Origin of the sequence: Paenibacillus caseinilyticus (genome assembly GCF_027533645.1) — a bacterium.
Taxonomy (GTDB): domain Bacteria; phylum Bacillota; class Bacilli; order Paenibacillales; family NBRC-103111; genus Paenibacillus_G; species Paenibacillus_G caseinilyticus.
Genome location: NZ_JAQAGY010000004.1, coordinates 49,278 through 73,788 on the forward strand (window position 1 = coordinate 49,278; position 24,511 = coordinate 73,788).

19 protein-coding genes and 1 pseudogene are annotated in these 24,511 nt (G+C 55.7%); 3 read left to right on the plus strand and 17 right to left on the minus strand.

The window, feature by feature from the left end:
- Positions 1-105: 105 nt before the first annotated feature.
- From O9H32_RS08085 to O9H32_RS08100, 4 genes are all read right to left on the minus strand, one after another.
- Positions 106-2,076 carry a glycoside hydrolase family 127 protein gene (locus O9H32_RS08085; protein ID WP_269865448.1) on the minus strand — a complete coding sequence of 657 codons (1,971 nt, stop codon included), beginning with the start codon at positions 2,074-2,076 and terminating at the stop codon, positions 106-108.
- 120 nt (positions 2,077-2,196) lie between these two features.
- A complete protein-coding gene (locus O9H32_RS08090; RefSeq protein ID WP_406627275.1) occupies positions 2,197-3,054 on the minus strand; it encodes a carbohydrate ABC transporter permease in 858 nt (285 codons plus the stop codon).
- A gap of 4 nt (positions 3,055-3,058) precedes the next feature.
- Positions 3,059-3,988, minus strand: coding sequence for a carbohydrate ABC transporter permease (locus tag O9H32_RS08095; RefSeq protein ID WP_269865449.1), 930 nt, complete (start codon positions 3,986-3,988; stop codon positions 3,059-3,061).
- Between the two features lie 66 nt (positions 3,989-4,054).
- Positions 4,055-5,374, minus strand: a complete 1,320-nt coding sequence (locus tag O9H32_RS08100; RefSeq protein WP_269865450.1) for an ABC transporter substrate-binding protein — start codon at positions 5,372-5,374, stop codon at positions 4,055-4,057.
- 162 nt (positions 5,375-5,536) lie between these two features.
- Between O9H32_RS08100 and O9H32_RS08105 the strand changes: the two genes are divergently transcribed.
- Both O9H32_RS08105 and O9H32_RS08110 read left to right on the plus strand, forming a co-directional pair.
- Positions 5,537-6,427 carry an AraC family transcriptional regulator gene (locus tag O9H32_RS08105; RefSeq protein ID WP_269865451.1) on the plus strand — a complete coding sequence of 297 codons (891 nt, stop codon included), beginning with the start codon at positions 5,537-5,539 and terminating at the stop codon, positions 6,425-6,427.
- Between the two features lie 183 nt (positions 6,428-6,610).
- Positions 6,611-6,973, plus strand: a complete 363-nt coding sequence (locus tag O9H32_RS08110; protein ID WP_269865452.1) for a winged helix-turn-helix transcriptional regulator — start codon at positions 6,611-6,613, stop codon at positions 6,971-6,973.
- A gap of 35 nt (positions 6,974-7,008) precedes the next feature.
- On the opposite strand, the gene O9H32_RS08115 is transcribed toward O9H32_RS08110, so the two are convergent.
- The 6 genes from O9H32_RS08115 to O9H32_RS08140 form a co-directional block, all read right to left on the minus strand.
- Positions 7,009-8,391 (minus strand): hypothetical protein, encoded by a 1,383-nt coding sequence (locus O9H32_RS08115; RefSeq protein WP_269865453.1) that lies wholly within the window; start codon positions 8,389-8,391, stop codon positions 7,009-7,011.
- A 139-nt stretch (positions 8,392-8,530) separates the two neighbouring features.
- A complete protein-coding gene (gene abc-f, locus O9H32_RS08120; RefSeq protein WP_269865454.1) occupies positions 8,531-10,012 on the minus strand; it encodes a ribosomal protection-like ABC-F family protein in 1,482 nt (493 codons plus the stop codon).
- Between the two features lie 438 nt (positions 10,013-10,450).
- Positions 10,451-12,760 (minus strand): endonuclease/exonuclease/phosphatase family protein, encoded by a 2,310-nt coding sequence (locus O9H32_RS08125; RefSeq protein WP_269865455.1) that lies wholly within the window; start codon positions 12,758-12,760, stop codon positions 10,451-10,453.
- A 261-nt stretch (positions 12,761-13,021) separates the two neighbouring features.
- Positions 13,022-13,693, minus strand: a complete 672-nt coding sequence (locus tag O9H32_RS08130; RefSeq protein ID WP_269865456.1) for an NAD(P)H-dependent oxidoreductase — start codon at positions 13,691-13,693, stop codon at positions 13,022-13,024.
- Positions 13,694-13,943: 250 nt separating this feature from the next.
- On the minus strand, positions 13,944-15,170 hold the full coding sequence (locus tag O9H32_RS08135; RefSeq protein WP_269865457.1) for an ROK family protein: 1,227 nt from the start codon (positions 15,168-15,170) through the stop codon (positions 13,944-13,946).
- Positions 15,139-17,148 (minus strand): methyl-accepting chemotaxis protein, encoded by a 2,010-nt coding sequence (locus O9H32_RS08140; RefSeq protein WP_269865458.1) that lies wholly within the window; start codon positions 17,146-17,148, stop codon positions 15,139-15,141. The genes O9H32_RS08135 and O9H32_RS08140 overlap by 32 nt, the downstream gene beginning before the upstream one ends.
- A 165-nt stretch (positions 17,149-17,313) precedes the next feature.
- Here O9H32_RS08140 and O9H32_RS08145 point away from each other — a divergent pair, with 165 nt between their 5' ends.
- A complete protein-coding gene (locus O9H32_RS08145) occupies positions 17,314-17,913 on the plus strand; it encodes an APC family permease (protein ID WP_269865460.1) in 600 nt (199 codons plus the stop codon).
- A gap of 32 nt (positions 17,914-17,945) precedes the next feature.
- On the opposite strand, the gene O9H32_RS08150 is transcribed toward O9H32_RS08145, so the two are convergent.
- The 7 genes and pseudogenes from O9H32_RS08150 to O9H32_RS08180 form a co-directional block, all read right to left on the minus strand.
- Complete coding sequence (locus tag O9H32_RS08150) at positions 17,946-18,944, minus strand: NADP-dependent oxidoreductase (protein ID WP_269865461.1); 999 nt, start codon at positions 18,942-18,944, stop codon at positions 17,946-17,948.
- A 354-nt stretch (positions 18,945-19,298) separates the two neighbouring features.
- Complete coding sequence (locus O9H32_RS08155; RefSeq protein ID WP_269865462.1) at positions 19,299-19,997, minus strand: SDR family oxidoreductase; 699 nt, start codon at positions 19,995-19,997, stop codon at positions 19,299-19,301.
- Positions 19,998-20,280: 283 nt separating this feature from the next.
- Complete coding sequence (locus tag O9H32_RS08160; RefSeq protein ID WP_269865463.1) at positions 20,281-20,859, minus strand: TetR/AcrR family transcriptional regulator; 579 nt, start codon at positions 20,857-20,859, stop codon at positions 20,281-20,283.
- A 111-nt stretch (positions 20,860-20,970) separates the two neighbouring features.
- Positions 20,971-21,219 (minus strand): annotated as a pseudogene (locus tag O9H32_RS08165) (aldo/keto reductase); the annotation flags it as partial.
- A gap of 272 nt (positions 21,220-21,491) precedes the next feature.
- On the minus strand, positions 21,492-22,049 hold the full coding sequence (locus O9H32_RS08170) for a TetR/AcrR family transcriptional regulator (RefSeq protein WP_269865464.1): 558 nt from the start codon (positions 22,047-22,049) through the stop codon (positions 21,492-21,494).
- Positions 22,050-22,086: 37 nt separating this feature from the next.
- Positions 22,087-23,298, minus strand: a complete 1,212-nt coding sequence (locus O9H32_RS08175; protein ID WP_269865465.1) for a beta-ketoacyl synthase N-terminal-like domain-containing protein — start codon at positions 23,296-23,298, stop codon at positions 22,087-22,089.
- On the minus strand, positions 23,295-24,509 hold the full coding sequence (locus O9H32_RS08180) for a beta-ketoacyl-[acyl-carrier-protein] synthase family protein (RefSeq protein ID WP_269865466.1): 1,215 nt from the start codon (positions 24,507-24,509) through the stop codon (positions 23,295-23,297). The genes O9H32_RS08175 and O9H32_RS08180 overlap by 4 nt, the downstream gene beginning before the upstream one ends.
- Between the last annotated feature and the right edge of the window lie 2 nt (positions 24,510-24,511).

Consider the following 24,511-nt stretch of genomic DNA (forward strand, 5'->3'; position numbering starts at 1 on the left):
AGGCAGAGGATAAGCACATGTCCTCTCAGGCGCTTGGTTTTTGCATGGGACCGATTTTTCACTAACGTACAGCCTCCTTTTGATCCTGCGAATGTTGGGCTGGGCTCACATGGGATGGGATTCGGCGACCCACACCGTCATCTCGCCTTCTCCCCGGTTTGCCCAGGCAAAATAAGGGATGAAGGTCAATTCCGCCTCGACTTCCGCCATAGGGACGTCATACTGATACAATTCTTCTCCTCTCCACCCCCTTTCAGGCTTCAGCCGTACCGCCTTGGCCCTCAGCAGCTTGACCCCTGCGGGTAATGCCGCATGCTCCCCTGTCGTGAAGCGGGCATCTCTTGGGAGGCGCAGCTGGTAGAGCCGCTTGCCGTTATCCGCTTCTTCGAGGCAGTAGACGAAGGGACCGCGCTGCAGCGCCGTTCTGCCAAAAGTATGGCGTGCCAGAGGATGGCTCTGCATGCGCCGGACCGGCATGGAGAACGAAATCTCAACGGCTGTGGTGCCCTCCCAGTCCCCTTCCAAGCGAATGTAACCATCTTCATCTCCATGAGCATACTCCCGGATCCGGTCCCCCCGCTTCACCACGGCACGGTCTGACCAGGACGGGAACCGGAGCGCCAGCGTGAACCGGAGGGGGGCCGCGACGCTTACCTCCAATCTCACTCTTCCGTCCGCCGCATGGTCTGACTGCTGATCGATTGCCACCACCTGTCCGCCCAGCGGAACTTCGGCCTGGCCTCCGATATAGAGCTCCACGTAGACCGTTTGTTCCGATGCGGACGCCGTATAGATGTATTCTCCCAGCGATGCGAGCAGGCGAGCGGCATTCGGCGGACAGCAGGCGCAGCTGAACCAGCCTTGACGCTGGGCTTTGACATGGTTGTAATTTTTGTTCTTCCCGAGGACTTCGGGGTACACCTCGAGCGGATTGACATAGAAGAAGCGGGTGCCGTCCAGCGACAGACCGCCAATGACCGTGTTGTAGAGCGCCCGTTCCATCACATCGGCATACCTGCTGTCCCTGTGCAGCCCCAGCATCCGCCGGGCGAAGAAGATGAGCCCGACGGAAGCGCAGGTCTCCGCATAAGCGAGGTCTCCCGGAAGATCGTAGTCTGCGGAGAAGGACTCGCCCTGCTCCATGGAGCCGATCCCGCCTGTAACGTACATCCGCTTGTTGACGATGCTGTCCCACAGCCTGCGGCAGGCATCCCGCATCTCTTCGTCGCCGGTGGCCGCCGCCACATCCGCCATCGCCGAGCACATATAGACGAGCCGGACGGCGTGCCCTTCTGCAGAGGTCTGCTCCTTGACGGGCAGGTGCGACTGGCTGTAGGGGTGATCATGAGCAATGGAGAGCTGAGGGAAATGAACTGTACGCCCGCGATTCTCCCATTCCTGCTCAAAATAATGAGGCTTCCGCCCGCGTTCTTCCAAGAAATAGCGGCAGAGCTGCAGATACTTCTCCTTCCCGGTCGTTTGATACAGCTTGTATAATGCCAGCTCAATCTCCTGATGGCCGTCATAGCCCCGCAGCTTGCCCGCTTCGCGCCCGAAGATGGAATCCATGTAATCGGCGAAGCGGCATACGGCCTCTAGCAGCCTGGGTTTCCCCGTGGCCCGGTAATAGGCTGTCCCCGCCTCGATCAGGTGGCCGGCACAGTAGAGCTCATGGCACTCCGCAAGATTCGTCCACTCGCGCCCGGGCTCCTTCAGCGTGAAGTAAGTATTGATATAGCCGTCCTCCCGCTGGGACTTCACGATCAACTCGATCAAGCTGTCGGCCGTTTCCTCCAAGGCCGGATCTCTGTGGGTCTCCAGCAGGTAAGCGGCGGATTCGAGCCATTTGGCTGCGTCGCTGTCCTGGAATACCATGCCATAGAAGCTGCCCTCTTCTTCGCCGGCGGCGATCTTGAAGTTGCGGACCGCGTGGCTGGGCGCTGCGCCTTCGACCCGGTCATTGAGTGCCTCCCACTGGTAGGGAACCATCACTTCCCGCACAAGCCGGATATAGTGCGACCAGAAGGGATCCTGAATGCTCCGATTGGCGGGAGCGGTGCTTTTGTTCGAGATCATATAGGGGGGGTCTCCTCTCAATATCCGTTCTTATGTGATGCTTCTTTTGTGCTGTTTCTTATGTGCTGTTTCTTATGTGCTGTTTCTTATGTGCTGCTTCTTGTACGATGTGCCCCCCTGCTACCCCTTGACCCCGCCTACGGTCAGTCCCGCGATGAAGAAGCGCTGGAAGAACAGGAAGAGGATCAGGATCGGGAGGATGGCCAGCACGGAGCCTGCGATCAGGGCTTCATAGTTGCCGCCGAGCGGGGACACGAAGGAGGCCAGACCGATAGGTAGTGTGAACTGCTCCGTCGTCCTCAGCACAATCAGCGGCCACAGGAACTGGTTCCAGGAGTTCATCGCCTGGAGAATCGTAATGGCGCCGAAGGCCGGGGCCATCAGGGGAACCATGATCCTGAAGTAGATGCCGAACTCCGAGCAGCCGTCGATCCGGCCGGCGTCCATGAAGTCACGGGGCAGGCCGGTGGCGAATTGGCGGAAGAAGAAGATCGGCAGCGGCGCGACCATGAACGGGAGAATGACGCCCCAGATCGTGTTGATCAGCTTCAGCGTGATCATCAGCTTGTAGAGCGGCAGCAGAATGATCTCCACCGGGATCATCATGACGATCAGCACCAGGGTGAAGATGAAGCCGCGTCCGCGGAACCGGTACATGCCGAGGCCATAGCCCACCATGGAGGAGAAGAACAGGCTGAGCAGCGTGTACAGGACGGTGATGACCAGGCTGTTCTTGTACCAGTCGAAGTAATGGACCGCCTCCCCCTTCCCCGAGAGCAGATTCCAGTAGCTGTCCAGGTTCATGAGCTGCACGTCCAGGCGGACATTCAGGCCGTACCGGAACAGCTCGGCCGCAGGCTTGAACGAAGCCAGGAAGAGCGCATATAACGGGAACAGCATGAATACGGCGACCGCCGCAAACAACATCAGCAGCAGCAGCGAAGACAGAGTAAAGGGCACCTTCTCTTTCGCTTGCACAGGGCTACTCCTCCTTTCCGAACATGCCTGTCAAGGAAAGCTGCAGCAGGCTGACCCCAAGTGTAATGCCCAGCAGGACGACCCCGATAGCCGCGCCGAAGCCCAGGTCGAAGTATTGGAATCCCTGCTGGTAGATGTAACCGACGATCGTCAGCCCGATGTTCTGGGGCGAGGGCTTCCCCGCCCAGAGCATATAGGACTCCGTGAACATCGAGTACCCGCCGTAGATGGAGATGGTGAGCACATAGATCGTCACCGGCTTCAGCAGCGGCACCGTGATACTGAACAGCTTCCTCCATCGGCCGGCACCGTCGATATCCGCCGCCTCATACATCTCGGCAGGAATGCTCTGCAGGGCAGACAGGAAATACAGCATATTGATCCCGGTCCAGCGCCAGCCGGCAAGCACCAAGAGAGCGAACATGGAGAGATGGGAACTGTACAGCCACCGCTGGCTGGGGAGACCGAAGAAGTGAAGCACAGTGTTCATCAGGGCCCCGTCCAGCTCCCCGAAGATCAGGCGGAAGATCACCCCAGCCACCACCACCGAAGTCAGCGCGGGGATGAAGGTGGCGGAGCGGAACGCATTCCTCGCCGCCAGCCGCTTCGAATTCAGCAGCACGGCCAGGATCATGGGCACAGGGATGAGGAGCAGCAGCGTCCAGAAGGTATACTTCGTGCTGTTGGCGAGGGCATCCTGGAAGTCGCCGTTCCACAGTCTCCTGTAATTGTCGAGACCGACGAACTGCGTCTCCCCCGGTACGATGTGCTGGAAGCTCATAAGCCCCGCACTCAGCAGCGGATAGGCGAAGAAGATCGAGAAGGAAAGCAGAAACGGAAGGACGAACAGATAAGGGACGATATCTTGGGATCGGCCGAGGCGGAGCTGCATTTTTTTGGCCTCGGCCGGCACTTTTGCTAGTTTTAATCGCATAGCTTTGATTCCTCCACTTGAAGCCAGCGGCACTCCATGCCAGCCGGCCTTATCCTGCGATACCTCTTATTGCAGACCAGCCTGGACTTCCTTCAGCACGACGGCCGGGTCCTTCATATTGATGAAAATGTCAGGTATGGCTTTATTGCGGATGGCGTCGAAGACGACAGGCGATTTCTCCCGGATGTGCACCGGCGCAATCTGATCCTTGACACTCAGCAGCGTATCAAAGATATCCGTTCCGAAATAATCCGTGAATTTGTTGGATTCCTTCATGGCGGGGTCTGTCCAGACATCGGTCCGGATCGGATCAAATCCCAGCTGCCTCCAGATCTGGATATTGCCTTCCTTGGTCAGCTTAGCGTAAGCCAGAAAGTCTTTGATGAGCTTCGGATTCTTGGCCTGCGAGGTAATAGAGGTCGCCGTGCCGCCCATGCCTGCCGAGCGGTTCCCCCCTTCCGTCCATGCGGGCATCGGACGGATGACGATCTTCCCCTTCAGGCCCGGCATCTGGTCGGTGAACCGCGTCATGAACCAGAACGGCATGAATACCGAAGCCGCACGGCCCGAGTCCATGTAGCCGAAATATTCTTCCGTGTCGTGTCCCGCTCCCGGTGCCACAGCAGCCACCTTGTCCTTGACCATCTGCTGGAAGAACTGCATGGTCTTCACGTTCACCGGCGTATCCACGGTGGCATTCCCGCTCGCATCCACCTGGTCCGAGCCCTGCTGGCTGATGGCCGGCCACCACGACCAGTTCCCGTTGCCTTCGAAGGTAATCATCGGCTTCCCGGTCTTCTCGAGCATAACCCTCCCCGCCGCCGCAAAGTCATTCCACGTCCGGATGCTGTCGGGGTTGATCCCCGCCTGGTCCAGCAGCTCTTTGTTGTAATACATCACGGTTGCCCCTACATGATAGTCAATGCCGTAGTAGGTGCGGTCCTTGCTGTAGATCTCCACTCTGGACGGAACGATGTTCTTCAGCTCCGGCTCCACGATATCATTGAGGGATACGAGCTGCGGTGTACCCTTCATGAAGTTCGGGAACTTGCTCTGCTCGATGTCTACCAGATCCGGTGCGCCTACCCCGGATTGCAGCGCAACCAGCAGCTTCGTGTGCATGTCATCGTAGGGAATGGTGGCAGCCTGCAGCTCGATCTTGTTGTCCGGATGGCTCTGGTTCCAGGAAGCCGCCATGCTCTCTACGAATTTCTTGTGCGCCTCTACGAACGTCCAGAAGACCACCTTCTCTCCGGCAGACGAGCCTGCCTTCGGCGTTCCCTGGTCGTGCGCAGGATGGGCGGCAGGAGCTTCCGCCGAGCAGCCGCTGATCCCCACCGCTACCGCCAGACTCACTGCCGCCGTACTCCATACGTTTTGTTTCATACCGAATCCCCCTTGAATGTGGATGCTGACCCGCACTGCCGTTATAGATTTACATCCTGTAAGTAAGCGCTTCCTCTATTATGGTAATTCATGTAATATGAAAAACAAACGGGGTAAACCAACCACAATTTTCATATTTACAACCTCCTGGAGGGTGAACTGATGAATTCCGAAATTCTGCATTTCATGTCGCCGCCGATCCCCTACTTCGTGGATTGCGGGTATGCCTCCTACCGGTCCGGGGATTATCATATCGACCGGAGCGGGATCGGGGTATTCGATCTGATCGTGGTGGTCAAGGGCAGCCTGCCGATCGCGGAGAACGGCCGCGAGTGGCTGCTCGGGGAAGGTGACGGCCTCATTCTGCGGCCGGACGGCCACCACTACAGCCCTTCCCCCTGCCGGCTGGACACGGAGATCATCTGGATCCACTTCCAGACCTTCGGCAGCTGGCAGGAATGCAGAGATCTGAACGAATGCCTGGACCAGCAGGCCGAGTTGACCGCCAGCCACCGGATGAAGGCGTATCTGAACCACGCCGAAGTGAGCTCGATCTTCATCCCCAAGACCCTAAACCTCTCGGGCAAAGCCAGAGAGGTTCTGTCCTTGTTCTTCGAGCAGGAGCACGAGCCGCAGGCCATGCGCAACTGGAAGCGGCAGGCGTACTTCCAGCTGTTCCTGCAGCATCTCGACCGGGATCTTGCCTCCCCGTCGGACACGGCGGCGATCCACCTGGCGGAGAAGATTGAAGTCTATATCCGGCAGAACTACAGCCGTGAGATCACCAATACGCTGCTTCAGAAGGAGCTGAACTATCATTCCAATTATTTGGCTAAGTGCATGCTCAAAATCTACGGGGTTACGCCAATGGCCTTCCTGCTGCAGTTCCGCATCGAGCAGTCCAAGCGCCTGCTCGTTCAAACCGCGTGGCCGGTCGCCCGCATTGCGGAGGAAGTGGGGTTCCGTCATCTCTCCCATTACTCCACCTGCTTCAGCAGGAAGGAGGGGCTGTCTCCCTCCGCATTCCGGAGCAAGTTCACGAGGAATCAGTAAAGACGTGTCCACGCACCAAAAAAACGCCGGAACAACCCGGGAGCCTCTCTCTCTGGGTCGTTCTGGCGGTTGTCAGTCAGCTGTAATGCAAACCAACCTTGAAGGGTCTTATGGCGTTTGTTATAATTCGTACTAATCCAATGAACTTGAATGGAATTACAGGCCGAGGAGGTTGGATTTGCGATGTTTGCCTTCAGAAATACCCAATACCGGTGCGCATCCGAGATTACCTTGGAACTGATCAGCGGCAAATGGAAGATCTTAATCCTCAGCTATCTTGCAGAGAATACCTTTCGCTTCAGCGAGCTGCAGAAGCTGATGCCCGGCACGACCCAGAAGATGCTGACCGCACAGCTGCGGGATCTGGAGAATGACGGCCTGATTATACGCAAGGTCTATCCGGTAGCGCCGCCGAAGGTAGAATATTACCTGACGGAGTTCGGATCCCGTCTGACCCCCATGCTCAGAATGCTCTGCGAATACGGAGAGGATTATGTGAAGAGCTTTCCTTCCGATGCCCCTCGGACGGAAGATCAGCACGCCTAATGGCGTTATCCATGATGCGAACCGCTGCCCTTCAGTTATGTGATCCAGAACTTTGCCCCGAAGCCTTTGCCCGGACTCCCTGCCCCCTCAGGCTGCTCTCCGCTTGCTCCATCCAGCACGAACACATTCTCCGGATACAGCTTTCCGAGCAGGGCCCATACGACAAGCGGATGGCCCGCGGCGGATATATGATGGGTCCCGGCGTCGGCGCTTGCCAGCCCGGGCAGGCTTAGTATATTCGCCGCAGTATGGTGTGCCGTCTCCCCTGTCAGCTGATGGGATCGGGCGGGATACATGTAGCGCTGCCCCCGAAGGATCTGACCGAGGTCCACTCCATATTCTGTCGAGCCGATCTGTAACCGGTATTGAAGCTGCACCCGTTCCGAATCTCCTTCCACCGGGATGATCTCCAGCCGGGCTTCTCGCAGACTGTGCAGTTCCTGACCATTCGACAAGGCGTTGGAGGAAACTCCAGCATCCACTTGACTGCGCGGAACGGAGTAGTAGTCGGGGGAGGCGTAATCGAATACCACCGAGATAGATCCTCTGTCTTCGCTGTGCGGCACCGTCCGGACCGGATACCAGCGGAGCAGGGAACTCTGGGCCGCAGCGGGATAGGTACCCAGGCTGGCCGGCAGGATGGTGCCGTATCGGTACTGAAAGCCGTACCCTGCCGATGACAGCTCCGGAGCCAGGCCGCTCTGTGCATACCGGACGAGGGATTGATGCGATGGCCTGCCCATCAACACTTCCGCAAGAAATGCGGTCCGTGCCTGCTCCGTGAATCGAAGCCCCTTCCCCTTGTCCCGGCGCTTGATCACAAGAGGAACCTCCTCCCAATTCGCGTATGGCAGCAGAACGTCTCTCAAAAGAACGAGCTGATGCAGGTATTCGTTGAAGAGCTGCATCACGGCAGGTCCCCCGTGGGGACCGGTCAGCATCTCCGTAACCAGAGGAGTCCACAAATGGTTATCGCACCGGCTTCGGAAGCGAAGGGCACCCAGAACTTCCTTATCGTATCGCGGACCTTCGGCCGCCTGCTCCCTCGCCCACTGGGACAACGTGTCCCCGATCCTTCGGGCCTGTTCGGCAAGCTGGATTCTCGTCGGGTCGGCCAGGGTCAAGGAGCCCAGCTGCAGTACGGACTCTCTCCCCGAGAGGGCCAGACTCTGTTTCACATTGTCCAGTAACGGTTCGTAACCGTACGCACCGCCGAAGTGATCGACCACCGCGTCGAGCAGCACCGCCAGCTCCCGAACAACCTCGCGCGCCAGGTACACGCCCTCAGGCAGTTCCCAGTCCCATATCCCACCGGGCTGACGGATCAAGGAACTTCCCGATGCGTGCAAGGTATCCAGCTTAACAGGAGTTCCCCAGACCAGGCTGTATTCCCCAACAGATAAACGGTAGTTTGTCATACTGCGCCACCTCCTATTGTTTCTAGATTAACAACCCCTCTCTTTGTTGAAAAGTACGCACTTTTTTGTATGGTCGTTCCCATTTGGTTCGATAGGCACCAAATGGGAACTGCTTTACTCAACGCTGCCGCCCTCCCGGTCAGCCGAGCACCACCGTTTTGGTGGCGACCCTGTCGCGGAATTCCTGGTCATGCTCGACGAACACGATGGTCGGGGCATACTCCATCAGCAGCTCTTCGATCTGCATGCGGGAGATGACATCGACGAAGTTGAGCGGTTCGTCCCATATATGCAGGTGCGCCTCCTCGCACAGGCTTCGCGCGATCAGCACCTTTTTCTTCTGTCCGCCGCTGAAGGCCGCCATGTCCTTCTCGAACTGGGCGCGGGAGAAGTCGAGCTTGCGCAAAATAGCTTTAAACAAACTTTCATCGACTCCGTGTTCTGCTGCATACTCGGCAAGCGATCCGCGCAGATGAGAAGTATCCTGAGAAACGTGGGAAATACGAAGCTGCGGCTCCCGCCGAAGCGTGCCTGTATAACGCAGCGTCTCTCCGCACAGCAGGCGGAGCAGGCTGGACTTGCCCGAACCGTTCGGGCCGGAGATGGCAATCCGGTCTCCCCGCTCGAGCGTGAGGCGGACGTTCGCACATACCGGTTTGTCCCCGTAATAAATCGTAATGTCGTCGAGTGCGGCCAGCTCGGATTTGGGATACGCCAGCTGGGAGATCGCCAGGCTTTCGGCCTGCTCGATATTTTTCAGCAGCTTCGACTTCTCTTCTACCGCGGCGTGCTGCCGATGTTCGATGGATTTCGCGCGCTTCATCATTTTGGCGGCTTTGTGGCCGACGTATCCCTTGTCAAGCTTGGAACCGGAATTGCGGGTTCCGTTTTTCGATTTTTCGATCTCGTCGGACCAGCCGCTTGTACGTTTGGCAGATGAGGACAGGCGCTGAATGTCTTTGTGCAGTTTTTCGTTCTCTGCCAGCTCGAACGAGTCCTGGCGGGCTTTATTCGTCCACCAACTGGAGAAGCTGCCCTTCTGGATCTCGATATTCGTCTTGTTGATCGACAGGATATGATCGACGCAGCGGTCGAGGAATGCCCGGTCGTGAGACACAAGAATAAAGCCGCGCTTCGTATTCAGGTAATCGCCGACAAGCTTGCGGGCATGCAGGTCGAGATGGTTGGTCGGCTCGTCGATGAGCAGAAACCGGTTGTCCTGGAGGAAGAGAGCGGCTAGCAGCACCTTCGTCTGCTCTCCCTGGGACAGCGATTCGAAGGGCCGGTACAGTACGTCTTCCGACACCTTCAGCAGGTTCAGCTCGCGCACCAGCTTCCATAGCTCGTAGCCTGGCACCATCTCTTCGACGACATCGACGGTCAGATTCTCCGGATGCTCGACGGGAAACGGAAAATAATCAAACTCGACGGGAGCGGAGATTGTGCCGCTGTATTCGTACTTCCCCTGGAGCAGGTTCAAGAACGTCGTTTTGCCCCTCCCGTTGCGCCCGGTGAATCCAAGCTTCCAGTCGGTATCGATTTGAAAATTCACCTTGTCGAAAATAGGGTCATAACTGCCCGGATAGGCAAACGTGAGATTGGATACTTGAATGGCGGTCATAGCGGTCATCCTTTCGTATGGAAATCAAAAGAGCCGCAAGAAAGGTAGCTTTCTCGCGGCTCGAATCCATACGGAAAAAATCCAGTCCCGTTACGGGGAGCGGAGGTGTCCGGATTGGGAGCGCAGACGAAATGCAGGCCTTTCTTGCAGAAGACGAAATAAAACGAGCGCAGCCGTTCGCTGGGTACGTTCTATTCGAGATCTCGCAGCAAGAAAAGTTCTACATATATCCGTTCCACTCCCGTCATCAAAATTACATCCAGTCTACCATAATCGGAGTGGATCTACAACCTGTGTGGTTCCGATAAGGCGTGCGGCCCGGGCCTGCTCTTCCACCCGAACAGCCTAAGGGTACATTTCACCCGGATTGACCTTCGGATATAGTAAGACCGCCAAGCGCGGAGGATCTGCTGCCCTTCCTTGGCCGGTTCTTTGGTTCTAATAGGGTTGACTCACCGTGTATTTCAATCGATAATCCGCGTCGTCCCCTTGCAATTTCTCCTGCTGCAGTGCGCCGTTATCGCCTGGCCCGACGGTTACCGTTATGGAGTCGATCCAATCGTCGTCATCGATGTCATCCTCTTCCAGAAGCTTGATTTCGGACTTCGCAATCATTCGGATCCCATGCGGTTTGAGCGCAGCTCCGGTTACACTCGATGGATTGTTATGGCCTTGGTCGCTGTCCGTATCCGGATAATGGAACGTGCTGGCTGCGGTATCGTCGATAATCAAGTTCAAGTAAGGGTCATCATCCCCCGTCCAGTCCTCCTGCTCGATGCAGTAAAGTACGACCACATCCAGGAGACGCAAATTCGTTTCGTAGGTGAGGGAGAAATGGGCCTCCTCATTCATGGCGGGCTGCGTCCGGGTTACGATCAGCCTGTATTCGCCTGTGTTCAGCGTCTGTGCCGTGCTGCCGAACGTCTGGTCGAAGGTGTTGGACGATACCTGCGAAGGACCGCTTCCATACAAGGCCGGACCGTTCTTCGACTGACGTATCGCGTATCCGAACGACTTCGGCGGGCTATTCGGCGCGGGATCGGCATATTGGCCGCCTGTTAGCTCCTTCTGCTTCAGCTTGAAGGTCGACCAAGACTGCTGTCCGGCATCCGACAGCTCTGTCCTGAAATTGAAATATACCTCTTTCTGCAGCGGGCTGATGCCGTCGTCCTTGGCCATCGCCGCGTTCAGGGGCTGTGCCGGGTGAAGCACGATCGCGTCCTCCCAAGTCGCTCCCTTGGCTTGATGAACTTGGACGGAATACGGTCCGCTCCAGCTCTTATCGTGCGTACCGTCCGCCTTGACGGGGCGAATCCGCAGGAAGAACGGGCCGGGCGCAGTGTATACAACCGACTCTCCGCGCGATTTCAGAGCTGGCTTCCCTTCCCACGGTTTGACAGGGAAGGACATCTCATTCTCCGCGAAGGCGGTAAGCTCGAAGGCGGCCGGCGGCATCCCCGCCCACGCCTTGAACGTATACGTTCCCGGGTCTGGGAAGTACATCCATTGGTAATTGCCCGCTGTGGACAGCAGCATGGAATTCGCGCCTTCCGGAGGGTCAACTTTGGCTGTTTTGGGCGAGCAATAGGCTGCGCTGGTCCCGATGGCGATGTCCACGCCGTAATGGTCCGATAAATCCGTCCCTTTCGTATCCTTGTAGTCCCGTTTGACAGTGGAATGAAGGAAACAGCCGCGCGGATAGTTGGCCAATATATAATCGAGCCGCTGGTCGGATTTGAACTCCTCGTCGATCAGCACATGGGTATTCATAAGCCGTCTCGTGAATCCGGGATCTTGGCCTTTGGGGGAATTGTGGACCGCCCACGTATCTGCCAATCCGAGCTGATGCAGCTCGCTCGCTGTACCGATCAGAGCGTCGTATTCCGCGCTGCCGGCCATGACATTGAGATCGCCGGTCAGCACGATCGCTTCATTCTTGAGGCTCTGTCCGGGCAGGACGAAGCGAATCATATCCGCGATCTGCGCAAAATTGCTGGCGCGGCCGGCCTCAGCCTCCGTATCGGGTATCGAATAGGTGGCCTGGGTATGCGAGAAGAATACGTTGAACGGCAGGCCGGATGGATCCTCCAGCCGCACCCAGCCGACGCCCTTGTTGCTGTACGAATCGTCATGATACAAATCGTCGTAAGGCAAGAAACCGTTGCTGCAATGGCTGTCGAATCCGTAGGAATCCACGATATGGTACGTTCCACAGATCAACTCTTGGACTGAAACGTCCACCATTTCGTATTCGAGCGGGCAGCCTCCATTCGGGACGGGACACGGCTTCTCCACCTGAATTTGTTTGGCGACGATCGAACCCAGGTCGCTGCGGGGCAGCGGCTTCAACTTGGAGAAGACCGCCAAACCGCTGTTACCGAGTACGCCGTCCAGCACGCTCGTATCACCGAGTTCCGTTAGTGCGTAATCATAGTGCGGCTTTAGTTTGTCGGTGATGCCTTCCTTCATTCCCCCGTCGAACACTTCGTTAAGCGTGACGACGTCATAGTCGCCGGCCAAGATTCGATCCCCGATCTGCTGGCCTCTTTCATAGGGAGTCAGATTGTATTCCTCGCCATTAAATAAATCCGTGATCCCCTGCACATTGTAGTGGAGGATCCGAACGGACTGCCGGCCCGCAGCAGATGCCGGTTCGGTGTGGAACCAAGCCGCAGCCGGTACGATCATCAAGAAGACCATCACCCACCGCATGAGCCTCATAGCTTTGCCGTACCTCTCCTTAAGCATGAATACACTCCTTTGTCATCACAAGTGGAAGGACACGGCATGTTACCCGATCCATGAAGGAGAATATGTATGAATATGTCGCCCCATACATCAAAAATTGGTTTAATAACACAAATAAGCCGCCCTGTGGGCGGCGTTATTATGAGAGCAGACTCATGTCATCCGTCATTGGACAGGATGCGGTGTAGGAAGCGCTTCGATGATGTCAAAATCGACGAGCTGCGCTTTTGCAGATCGGCGGCGCTGTCGAGAATGGGTCGCTTACTCGATCCACTGGATGACGTCTTCCGCCGTTCTTCTGGCTTTGGGACGGGGATCTTTCTCGCGGTAGCCGAAGGCAGCCATAACGCTGACTCCATACGCCCCGTCTTCGAGCAGTCCCTCCTGCTCCAGCAGCTCGTTCATTCGCTCCATGCTGTACCCTTCGATCGGACAAGAATCAATCCCGAGCAGAGCGGCCGCTGTCATCATGTTGGCCAGCGCAATATAAGTTTGTTTCGATGCCCAGTCGAACAGCGTGCGCTCGCTCTCGAACAGCTTGAAGTCTTCTCCCTGGAAGCTCGAGTATCTGGACATCATGGTCCGCACCGTCTCCTCGGGAATTTGCTTCGTCCCGGTCATCTGATGCCAGAAGTAATCCGTATCGTAGCGCCCGTTTTTGCGTGCGAGCAGGATGACAAAGTGACTGGCCGTAGGCAGCTGTCCCTGGGCGCCCCAGGAGATCTCGCGCATCCTTCCGCGCAGCTCGGGATTCTGGACCACGAGGAACTTCCACGGCTCCAGGCCTACCGAGCTCGGCGACAGGCGGCCGGCTTCAAGAATGACTTGAAAATCCTCATCGGATATTTTACGCTCCGCGTCGAAGCTCTTGGTAGCGTGCCTGAATTGAAAAGCCTCCAGAATCTCTTGGCGTTTGGCTTCGTTCGTGCTCATATGTAGACCCTCCTGAACATGCAACCCTTGTGTATGGGTGAAAATGTATGTTACTTATAAAATTATGATTAGTTACTTATCATAACAATAGTTATTGTAATGGTTACATGGTGGTCTGTCAAATGGCGCAGTGCCCGGCCAGGATCCGGCAGGCGTCATGAGGCGGATGCTCTGCCCTTGTTCCTGAACTCCCCATGTCCCTCCCCTTCCAGTTTTGGCATCCGGCTACTTTTCTATCCAGAGGCATAGCTTAGCGGGAGATTCTCATGTGGGCATAAGCGGCGGCGCCCACCATGCCCGCTCTGCTTCCTAATGACGCTTGCACCACAGCACATCCTTGGGAAGAGAGCTTCAAAGCATGCTTCCCTATGGTGTCACGGACAGAGTGCAGCAACCGGTCCCCCGCTGCCGACATCCCCCCGCCAATAATTAGAAGTTCGGGATTCAGAAGGTTGATCACGTTAGAGAGACCGAACCCTAGAAGCCTTCCTGTCTCATGCATCACTTCTATCGCTAAGGCGTCTCCTTGATCGTATGCTTCCGAAATCAGTTGGGAAGTGAGTCTATGATACTCCCCTTGAATCCAGCTGCTGATGATGCTGGGTTGGCCTGCTTCGAGTTCTTCCTTCAAGCTTTGTACCATTCCTGTAGCGGAGACATACCGCCCAAGACAACCCGAGCTGCCGCAACGGCATGGCCTTCCTTCCCTATACATATTCATATGGCCGAGCTCCCCGGCGGATGAGGTATGTCCATAGAGTACCCTTCCATCCGCTACAATCCCGGATCCTACTCCCGTACCCAGCGTGAGCAGAACGATGTTCCGATAACCTCTTCCCGCTCCGAACAGCCATTCCCCATACAGATTGACCCGGACATCATTATCTATCCATACCGGGAATGAGAATTCGCTCTGCATCTCGCGGACAACGTGGATATCTTCCCATTGCGGAAAGTTGGGGGAGAATATGGATCGTCCTTCCTGGGGATCGAGCAGGCCCGGGATCCCCATTCCCATGCATAGCACGGCGTTCTGGTCGATCGCTAAGTCCCGCAGCATCTGTTTGATGATGGTTTTCATTAGATGTAATACATGACCCGGCCCCCGAATGGCTTCTGTAGGATCACTCCTTTCGAGAAGCAGCTGGAACTCGGAATCAAAGACGGCAGATTTGATGTTCGTTCCACCCAAGTCTATTCCTATCCTATAGGTTGTCATCCCTTGACCCCTCCATTTTTGAACTGCATTTCTTGAACTGCATGGGTATTCTACTTTATACCGTCTGGTTATGTAATAGAATTTTGGAAAGAATTCATGGATATTTGTTAGAAATGGAGAGCGGATCGCCTGCGAACGGAGGATCGGGGCAGCGGCGGCTTCTGGAGCCAGGGGGAACACAAAAAAAACAACCAAGCCGCTGGCCGCGGCATTGGTTGGGGAGTTTTTATAGCTTGAACTTGGATACTTCGCCTGCAAGCTGTTTGGTGAGCGCATCAATTGATTCGACCATATCCGCGACTTGCTGAACCATAGCGGTTTGTTCATGCATGGTGGCCGTCACTTCCTCGACGGAGGCGGATACTTCTTCTCCTGCCGCAGAGAGGCTTTGCGCCGAATCCTGCATGAGGTCTTTATCCCGCTCCAGACTGGCTACGTCCTTAACCATGATTTTGATCTGCTCGGTGATATCGGTAATGTTATCGAGGATTGTCTGGAACGCTTGCTTCGTTTTTCCTACATATTGATCTTGAAGTAAGGAGATTTCTTTGATCTGGGCTACGCTTTGATTGTTCTCGGATACATAAGCGAGGTTCTGCTGAATAATGGCATTGATCTCGCTGGACTGCTTCGAGCTCTGCTCCGCAAGTTTACGGATCTCATCGGCTACAACCGCAAAACCACGGCCGTGTTCCCCCGCTCTCGAAGCCTCGATGGAGGCATTCAAGGCAAGCAGATTGGTTTGAGCGGCGATGTCGCTGATCGCTCCGGTGATCTTCCGGATGTTGTCCGAGCTCTCCTGAAGCTGAAGGGTAATGTTAGAGATTTTTTGCACTTCTTCTTCATTCTTATCATTGATTTGGCTCAAGCTGTCTACCACTTCGCTGCTGGTATGGAACACATCTACGATTTGTTCAGCCCGTTCACTGACAAGCTGTGCTTTGATATTCATCGAAGCAAATTTTTCACCAAACCCATTGAATTTATCTACGATCTTCTCCGTGTCATCCGCTTGGGACTCCATCGCTTTGGCAATCTCCGCCGTGGTTGTCGTCGTTTCATGAATCGAAGAGGCCGTGGCTTTGGAAGAGGCATCAAGCTCATCGGTATTGTCCTTGAGAACCAGAATCGATTGATTCATGCTGCTGATGAGCGACTTGTTCTGATCGACCATCTGGTTGAAGCTGTCTGCCAGCACCTTAAACTCGCTGTCATATTTGTCATCGGAACGTACCGTCAGGTCACCCGAAGCGAGCTGCTTGAACAGGGCAGACAAGCGGATAATCGGTCTGGTGATGTAACGGGACAGCAGCAGGCCGAAGCCAACGGCAAGGACAATCGCTCCGCCGGCCATCATGAGGACTTTCATAAGAAAGTCTTTGATCGGACGCCCAATGTCTTCGTGGCTGTCTACCACCGATATATACACATCCGAATTCGGTATCTTGTTTGTACGAAGGTAAGCGCCCCCTAAGTCGGTAGACACTGTTTTGATTTCTCCGATTGCGCGGTCCGCCAAGAACGCTTTGATCTCCGGCGAGTCCCCCAAGCTTTGGCCCACTCTGGATGGATCAATATTGTTATAGAGTATGATTCCGCCGCGGCTTGTGATCTCGATCTGTCCCTCGGCGTTGATCTTAATATCCCCCAATTTATCTGTAAAAAATGAGGTATCTACCGTGGTCACGTATACGCCAAGTACGGTCCCGCTCAGATTCTTGATCGGCTGCGAGAAAGCGAGCAGCACGCTTCCGTCACTCTTGGAGATGATCGCATCACTGATAAACGAACTGCCCTTCATCCCCTCAATGAAATACTCGCGGTCTGCACGCGATTGTCCAATATTCTCTTGGTTTGTTCCTGCCACAATCGTACCCTTGGCATCGATCACCAAAAACGACTTGCTCCCTTTGGAACCCTTAAAGCTCTTCGCCAGTGTGTCGTTGGCCCGCGTATAGAGCGAATTGTTGGCGGAGAAAAAATCGGCATCCGTCAAGCTTCCCGCCGCCCGGAGCTCGAGCAGTTCACGGAACGTGTTGTGGGATGACAACAAATAAGCGGCCTGCTCCTGCAGCTGCAGTGCAGTCCATAACCCTTCCGCGATTCGGTCCGAGTTGGCGTTGATTTCATCAATACTCTTGCGGAACAGAAGCTGGGATGAGAACATATACATTCCGCTCGTGGTTGCCGACAGGACAACCACCACCAGGACGCTGATCAGCAATGGCAGTTTCAATCGCAGAGACATGTTCTTTACTCTATAAAACAGGGACTGTCCACCCATAATACACACTCCTTTAAAAAGGTAATTTACTTTACCTAATTTATCGGAGAGACCGGTAAGTCACGTGAGTGGTTTATTTAGACAATCTTTTTTGTTGGGGAGGGATTCGGCCGGTCCATGACATACCTTCACAGCGGCCCTGCCCTGCCGTCCTTCAGAACTGCGAGGCCGCCTTCGCGCACCAGGCGGTGGGAGAATCCGTCTCCCATACCTTCGCCCAGGCCTGCTCAGGCGCTTCAATCCCTAGGCGATCTCGGCTTCAGCGAGCCCTCCGAAGCCGAGGGAGGCTGGGCCGTCGCCGCAACCGACTTGCTCATCTGCTTTGCGGCCCATAACGCGTCTTCGCGTGCCGCCTACGCTCTGGCCCAGGAAGGGGTCGCGCCCAAGTGGTTCGGCGCCCTGCATCTCAAGTACGGCACGCCGGTCGGCGGGCTGATCTTTATCGCGGCGGGCCGCATGGGCGCCCTGCTCCCGCTGTACAGCGAAGCCGTCTCGCTCGCGGAGCTGATTGCGCTGCCGAATGCGGCCTTCATCGCCGCCTACATCGGCGGCTGCATGCCCTGCGTGCGGCTGCTGCGGGACAGCCGCTGGGGCCGAAGCTGCGCCGTCCTCTCGCTGGCAGCCGTGCTCGCCTTATATCCGCTCCTCGGCTGGCCGGCGTTGTATCCGGCGGGAGCGGCCATAGGACTGTACGTTTGGCGTATCCGGCACGCTTGAAGCGGCCCGCCGACTGGCAATCGGCAGCCTCCTCATAAGGTTACAACCACTTTTCCTTGTGAGCGGCCCGTAGAAACTTTTAGTAATGCCTTGTTCATGTCATCAAAATGATAAATCGAATCGATAGAGGGCGTAATCTTTTCTTTCTCAATAAGAGTAGTCATTTCTTGTAATTGACTGCCATTGGCCTGCACGAATAAGAATCGATATTCTTTATTATGCCGAGCTGCTAGCCAATCTAAGCGGGCACCTGCTATACCAAACAATATTTTTTTCCACATGGGAAAATGATTGTCATGAGCAAACCGGTAATTGGGTAAGGCTTTCAATGATACTAATTTCCCTTGAGGTTTCAGAATAGCAAGTTCATTCTTGATCTCTTTTGTTCCTAAGGTGTCGATAACATAGTCTATATCAGATAGTAGGTCAGCATAGTTTTCCTCTTTATAATTGATGAATCGATCAGCGCCAATGGACAGTGTACGGGATCTGCCTCTTTCACTGCCGCTTGTAATCACATATAGACCCATGGATTTGGCAATAGGGATGGCCATCGCACCAAAGCCTCCTGTTCCTCCAGGAATAAATAGCTTGGTATTAGGCTGAACGTTGAGTACGTCATGCAATGCTTGATAAGCAGTCAAAGCAGTGAGGGGGACAGCGGCAGCTTCAATAAAGGATAGATTTTTAGGCATTAGGGACAGGGCATCTTCATTGACGGCTGCATATTCAGCAAAAGCCCCGATTCTATTCATCGGCAGCCTCGTATAAACGGGGTCACCTACCTTGAAATTTACAACATCTTTGCCAACAGCCTCAATCACGCCAGATAATTCATTTCCTAAGGTTAGTGGGAGATCATAATCAGCAATCATTCGAATACTGCCATTTAATAAAAGAATATCTAACGGATTGACTCCCGCCGCTTTCACTTTAACGAGTACCTCATGGGTATTGATTTCTGGTATCTTGACATGATTCAATTCCAATTGCACTTCTTTTGAATAATTATGCATTTGAGCGGCTCTCATCTTTGTCATCCTCTGCCATTTCAGTGTATGGTTAGCTCACTCTAATTCAGGAGGCCGCTGCCTCCATTCGCTCATCTCTCCACTTTGCCCTGTGCGGATCTGAAGGCACGGGTCATACCAGGCAAGGCTAGATCCTTGGCGAAGACCGTCACTTGGACGCGGCAGCTTTCCCGATATTCCTTCGCGAGCTCTGCGAGCTTGTCTTCGTTACGAGCTACCAGCACCCAAAACCTATCCGTTTTTGGCAAAACGATCCGCCAGCTCTTTGCCAATCCCGCCAGGGCTCACCCGTGATGAGTACCGTTTTGTTCATCTTGGAACCACCTATATCGTTAGTTAGTTTATCCATTTGTATTAGGAGAGCTGTGGATATATCGCTGTCACACCATCGGCCAGAGCTCTTTGGACCTCGCGGCTCAAGTCATCGGCAACAATTTCTAAGCTGTCGGACTCTAGACCATCAATAGCAATTTTGGCGATATCCGCCGGGTTGACCTTGGGAGCTTCAATGCCTGAGGTCATGTCCGTATCCATGAAGCCCACATGCAAGCCAGCTACTCTCACACCTTGAGGATACAGATGCAAGCGCAGCTCGTTCGTCAGTGCCCACTCTGCCGCCTTTGCCGCCGTATAGGCGCCTGCGCTTCCGATGCTGACCCAAGATAATACAGAAAGAATATTCAAAATGGACCCGCCGCCATGGTTTGCAAGAATGGGTGCGAAGGCGCGAATCATAGAAAGCGTGCCAAAGAAGTGCGTATTCAACTCCAATTGGATTTGATCGAGGTCGCCGTCAAGCAAGGAAGCGCCGGTAGACGAGCCTGCATTGTTGATGAGAAGCGTGACATCCTTAGCGGCCATAGCAGCTGCGGCTACCTCTTGAGGGTTGGTAATATCAAGCTGTACTGGTATTACACCCGGAATATCAATGGAATCCGGATTTCTTGCCCCCCCATAAACCTTAGCCCCTCTGGACAGAAGTTCTTGCGCCAGGTGGCGGCCAAAGCCTCGGTTTGCGCCGGTAATCAATGCAGTTTGCTCGGAAATATTCATTTTCATGTGCTCCTTTTAGGGTTGGAATTTGGGTAAATAGCCTTGTTTCAATGTGTGTTGTAATCTTTTGTCTCATCATTTGAGAACGATCATTCTACAAATCGCATGAAAATGCTCTTCTACTCTGTTACTGTGTCTTTTCCATGCGCCAGTGATCTTCTTTATTCTTATTGAGAACGATCATTCTAAAATAAGCGCAGTAGCAGCTATCTTATAAAGAATAGCCTATGCAGAAGGATGACTCCTGCATACATGCACTGACTATCATTTCATTCTAATGCTATTAAGTTTCTAATAATTTCATCGATATGTTAGCTATACGATGAAGTTTTTCTTTGGCAGCCGAGGTTTTTGCAATTACCCTCAAGCCAACCCATACATTATGCAGATATTCCGCCAATTCCCCGGCATCATATTCCGAGGTGAAATCACCGTCCCGCTGCCCCCAAAGAATAATTTCCTTGAGAAGCTGCTCTGTTGTCCTGAACGATTTGGTAGACTTCGTGTTAACCTCGTCATCGCGCATGGCCAATTCCACGGCCGAATTCACCATTAAGCAGCCGGCAGGAGAGTCCTCTTCTCCGGCAATCATGAATCCAAAAATAAACTGAAGCGCTTCCGCTGCCGTTTTGGAGCGTTTAACGCCTCCTGCAAGCGCGGCACTGATTTTGTCGTCAAAACGATCCATCGCTTTCAGAAACAGATTGTGCTTGTCGCCAAAAGTGTCATACAAGCTTCTTCGATGGATACCCATATGCTCAACCAAATCGGTCATGGATGTCTTCTCGTAACCCTGTTCCCAAAAGAGCCGCATCGCTTTATCCAAGACCGCATTCTCATCAAACTCCTTGCTTCTCGCCATTGGGCTCCCTCCCGAGTTCAATATAACATATTGAGAACGATCGGTAAAGAATTGTTTTTTAGTATCTTACGCGCTCAATACGCCCATGCTACCGCCAATCAGGCTGAATTCCACCAGATCGACATATCTATCCGGATAGAAGTTGCTAATCCCGATCGCCCTGATTTTACCTTCTTTATAAAGTTCCTCCATCGCACGGTACGTTCCATAGTAATCATGAAATGGTTGATGGATCAGGACCATGTCGATATAGTCGATCTGGAGTTTGTTCATGGATTCCTGAATGGATGATTTTGCTTTATTATAACCAGCGTTGGAAATCCGAACTTTAGTGGTAATGAAGAATTCTTCTCTTGGCACTAGAGACGTATGGTTGTCGACGGAACCGTAGCGTATCCGCCAGTGAGGGGCCGTCGTCGCGCCTTCCGCGCTAATGAATCTTCCTTTAACTTCATTTGGGGGGACTGTACAGTTATTCTCCCGATCAGCTCCCAAATCATGCATTTATATTTTGGGCCCCTATTGGATTCGATCAATGTTTACATAAAATTAAATATGTAAATAAAAAGAGCAGCCCTCAGCCGGGCCACTCTTCCTTACGAATCCATAATCTATTCGCGGACCGCATTCCTTCAGCCACCTACTGTGTTCACCTTGCCGCAGGCTTCCTCTTCCTCATGGGAATCATGGAAGGCACCCAGCTCCGGCATCTCCATGACATCAGAGATCGCAATCACAAAGCCGACACCGACGAATCGGCTGGCCTCCGCCTGCGCCCGCTCGACGCCCGCTTCCTCAAACTTCGCGGCCACCGTATCGTGGATCATCCGGTATTGCCTTCTGACATGCTCCCGGATCTTTGGCTCCGCTACGGCATGAGCCTGCATCGCTAGCAAGATTTCGCTGCGGTGGGCCTCCATTATCCGGTTGAATACGCAGCCCATCGCATGCTTCAGCCGCTCCGGCGTTTCATCCACCCCGGCGAAGGCTTCTTTGATTCGGGAGCAGGCCCTGCCGATGACCGCTTTGAACAGTTCTTCCTTGTTCGCAAAAAAATGGAATACATACGGCTGCGTGACGCCGGCCGCTTTGGCGATTTGGCCGGTCGTCGTCTTGTAGTACCCGTTTTCTGCAAAAATGGCTACCGCGCTTTCGATAATCCGTTCCTTTTTGTCCTCCCGCACAGCCATGGCTTATACTTCATTCCCTTCCGTTCGGTACAGCCGGCTAGCGGATCACCACCGCGCTGACGGTGCCGGAGAGATCCTGCGCGGTCAGCACAGCCGGCCGCCGGCCGCCGCTCTCCCTCCGCGCCGGCTGTACCGAGAGGCCCATCGGCGGCAGAGCCGGGACCGTCACCCGGGCACCGGCTGTAGCTGGGACGATCCCGGAGACCTGCGACCGCACAGCCGCGAAGAGCTGGAACAAGCCGCCTGCACCGCCGGTCTCGCCGGTGACCCCTTTGACAGCGCAGACCGGCGTCTGCATGCCGCCGAAGAGGGAATGCAGCGCCTCGGCTTCCGGCCCGTCCAGTGCAGCCAGCCCGCCGGCGCCGGAGACCACGAGTCCCACCTCGCGCAGGTCCGCCTCGGCCTTGCCCAGCGCTTCGCCGACCACCCGCGTCAAGCTATGCTCCCGCTTAGCTGCCGTCCGGCCCGCGGCACAGCCGGAGGTCCAGGAAGCCAGCTGCGCCTGGATCCGGGCTCCGCGCCCCTCCGCGAAGGAACGCCGCTCCAGCATGACGGCGACGGCTCCTTCGCCGGGGGTGATCCCCCGGCTGAAGGCGTCGAAAGGCCTGCCGGTTTCTTCGGAGGGAACGGCAGGCAGCGCTCCGGCCATCGTATAGATCCCGAGCAGCTGCCGGCTGAGTTCCTCCGTGCCGCCGACGAGGATACAATCCGCTTTGCCTCTGCGCAGGAGGGTCATTGCATAGCCAAGGGCATCGAGCCCCGCGCAGGCTCCGGTCGAGATCGTCGTGTTGCAGGCCCTCGCCTGCAGCCGGATCGCCAGCAGGGCGGCCGGTGCATTGACGAGCAGATTCGGCGCTTCCATAGCGGATACCGCGCGGGGACCTTCCGTCAGCAGCGTCCGGTCGTACAGATCGGCGGTATGCAGGTTCGCATAGTTGCTTCCGACCACGATGCCGAACCGGTCGGGATCCACCCCGCCGGACGGCAGTCCCGCCTCCTCTACAGCCGCCGCTGCTGCGGCGAGCAGGAAGCGGGAGGCCCGATGGACGAACCGCAGCCCCTTGGTGCCGAGCACCGGCACCAAGTCTTCCGGGCGCACGCGGATCGTGCGGTGACCGCTCTCGGCGTCTTCATCACCGGGATTGTAGCGGCCGTTTTGGATCGCGTCCCATAACGCATCGCTGTTCAAGCCGAAGGAAGATACGGTACCCATTCCCGTGATCACCACATCGTCTGTCTCTTTGTTCATTCGGAAGCACCTCCCAGCAGGATCGTCGAGATATTGCCTCCGAAGGCGAAGGCATTGCTCATAGCCACGGATACCGGCATGCTCTGCGCCGAGCCGGCGACCGTATTCGGCACGCAGTCCGGGTCGGGCGTCTCCACATTCATCGTTGGCGGGATCACGCCGTGATGGACGGCCAGTGCGCAGGCGACCGCCTCGATGGCGCTGGCGGCTCCCATCGTATGGCCGAGCATCGATTTGATCGAGCTTACTGGGAGGGTCTCCGCCAGGGGGCCGAAGGTCCGCCTGACAGCGGCCGACTCGGTGGAGTCGTTGGCGCGGGTTCCCGTGCCGTGGGCGGAGATATAAGAGATGTCGGCGGGCTCCACTCCCGCATCCTCCATCGCCCGGTTCATGGCCAGCATGGCGCCGAGCCCTTCCGGATGAGGGGCCGTTGCATGGCTGGCGTCGCAGGACAGACCGTACCCGAGCAGCTCCGCATAGATGACGGCGCCCCTCTCCCTCGCCCGATCCAGGTCTTCCAGGATCAGCGCGGCCGCCCCTTCGCTGACCATCATCCCTTCGCGGTCCAGATCGAAGGGCCGACAGCGCTCAGGCGCAATGGCCCCAAGCCGGTGGAACATGGCGAAGCAGGTTCGCGAGAGCGCGTCGGAGCCGCCGACGATCGCCGCATCCAGGATACCGTCTTCGATAAGCTCCTTGCCCCATGCAATGGCATAGTTGCCTGCCGCGCATGCGGTAGGAATCAGGAAGCTGGGGCCTTCGCAGCCGAGTTCCTCGGACACCGCCGACGAGATGCAGGAGTACGGATAATGGGCGCCGAGCCGCTCATCCGGCATGACGCCGCTGAGCTCCTCGTCATGCTGCTGTTCAAGGATGGTGTGGTTGCCCATGGTCGTACCGATGCAGACGCCGAGCCGTTCCGCCGGGTAACCGGCGTCCTCGAGCCGGGCATCGTCAGCGGCCATTCTAGCGGCCGCCGCAGCGAGCCGGGAGGTCCGGGAGATGCCGGACGGGTCAATGACTTGCAGCAGAGCAGCCGGGTCCAGATCTGTCACCTCACCGCCCCGGCTGACCGTGAACACCGAGGTGTCGAAGGCCTGGATCTCGCCGATGCCTTGTTCGCCCCGGGTGATCGCTTGCCAGAACTTCACTTTCCCCGAGCCTGCGGGGGACAGCACGCCGAGACCGGTGACGGCAATCCGCCGTTTCATGG

Bases quoted from the DNA above. Each gene is read 5' to 3' on its own strand.
- O9H32_RS08105 (WP_269865451.1), top strand. From the start codon at position 5,537: ATGAATTCCGAAATTCTGCATTTCATGTCGCCGCCGATCCCCTACTTC.
- O9H32_RS08100 (WP_269865450.1), bottom strand. From the start codon at position 5,374: ATGAAACAAAACGTATGGAGTACGGCGGCAGTGAGTCTGGCGGTAGCG.
- O9H32_RS08130 (WP_269865456.1), bottom strand. From the start codon at position 13,693: ATGAGCACGAACGAAGCCAAACGCCAAGAGATTCTGGAGGCTTTTCAA.
- O9H32_RS08115 (WP_269865453.1), bottom strand. From the start codon at position 8,391: ATGACAAACTACCGTTTATCTGTTGGGGAATACAGCCTGGTCTGGGGA.
- O9H32_RS08150 (WP_269865461.1), bottom strand. From the start codon at position 18,944: ATGAGAGCCGCTCAAATGCATAATTATTCAAAAGAAGTGCAATTGGAA.
- O9H32_RS08145 (WP_269865460.1), top strand. From the start codon at position 17,314: ATGACATACCTTCACAGCGGCCCTGCCCTGCCGTCCTTCAGAACTGCG.
- O9H32_RS08110 (WP_269865452.1), top strand. From the start codon at position 6,611: ATGTTTGCCTTCAGAAATACCCAATACCGGTGCGCATCCGAGATTACC.
- O9H32_RS08155 (WP_269865462.1), bottom strand. From the start codon at position 19,997: ATGAATATTTCCGAGCAAACTGCATTGATTACCGGCGCAAACCGAGGC.
- O9H32_RS08085 (WP_269865448.1), bottom strand. From the start codon at position 2,076: ATGATCTCGAACAAAAGCACCGCTCCCGCCAATCGGAGCATTCAGGAT.
- O9H32_RS08125 (WP_269865455.1), bottom strand. From the start codon at position 12,760: ATGCTTAAGGAGAGGTACGGCAAAGCTATGAGGCTCATGCGGTGGGTG.
- O9H32_RS08170 (WP_269865464.1), bottom strand. From the start codon at position 22,049: ATGGCTGTGCGGGAGGACAAAAAGGAACGGATTATCGAAAGCGCGGTA.
- O9H32_RS08180 (WP_269865466.1), bottom strand. From the start codon at position 24,509: ATGAAACGGCGGATTGCCGTCACCGGTCTCGGCGTGCTGTCCCCCGCA.
- O9H32_RS08175 (WP_269865465.1), bottom strand. From the start codon at position 23,298: ATGAACAAAGAGACAGACGATGTGGTGATCACGGGAATGGGTACCGTA.
- abc-f (WP_269865454.1), bottom strand. From the start codon at position 10,012: ATGACCGCCATTCAAGTATCCAATCTCACGTTTGCCTATCCGGGCAGT.
- O9H32_RS08160 (WP_269865463.1), bottom strand. From the start codon at position 20,859: ATGGCGAGAAGCAAGGAGTTTGATGAGAATGCGGTCTTGGATAAAGCG.
- O9H32_RS08095 (WP_269865449.1), bottom strand. From the start codon at position 3,988: ATGCGATTAAAACTAGCAAAAGTGCCGGCCGAGGCCAAAAAAATGCAG.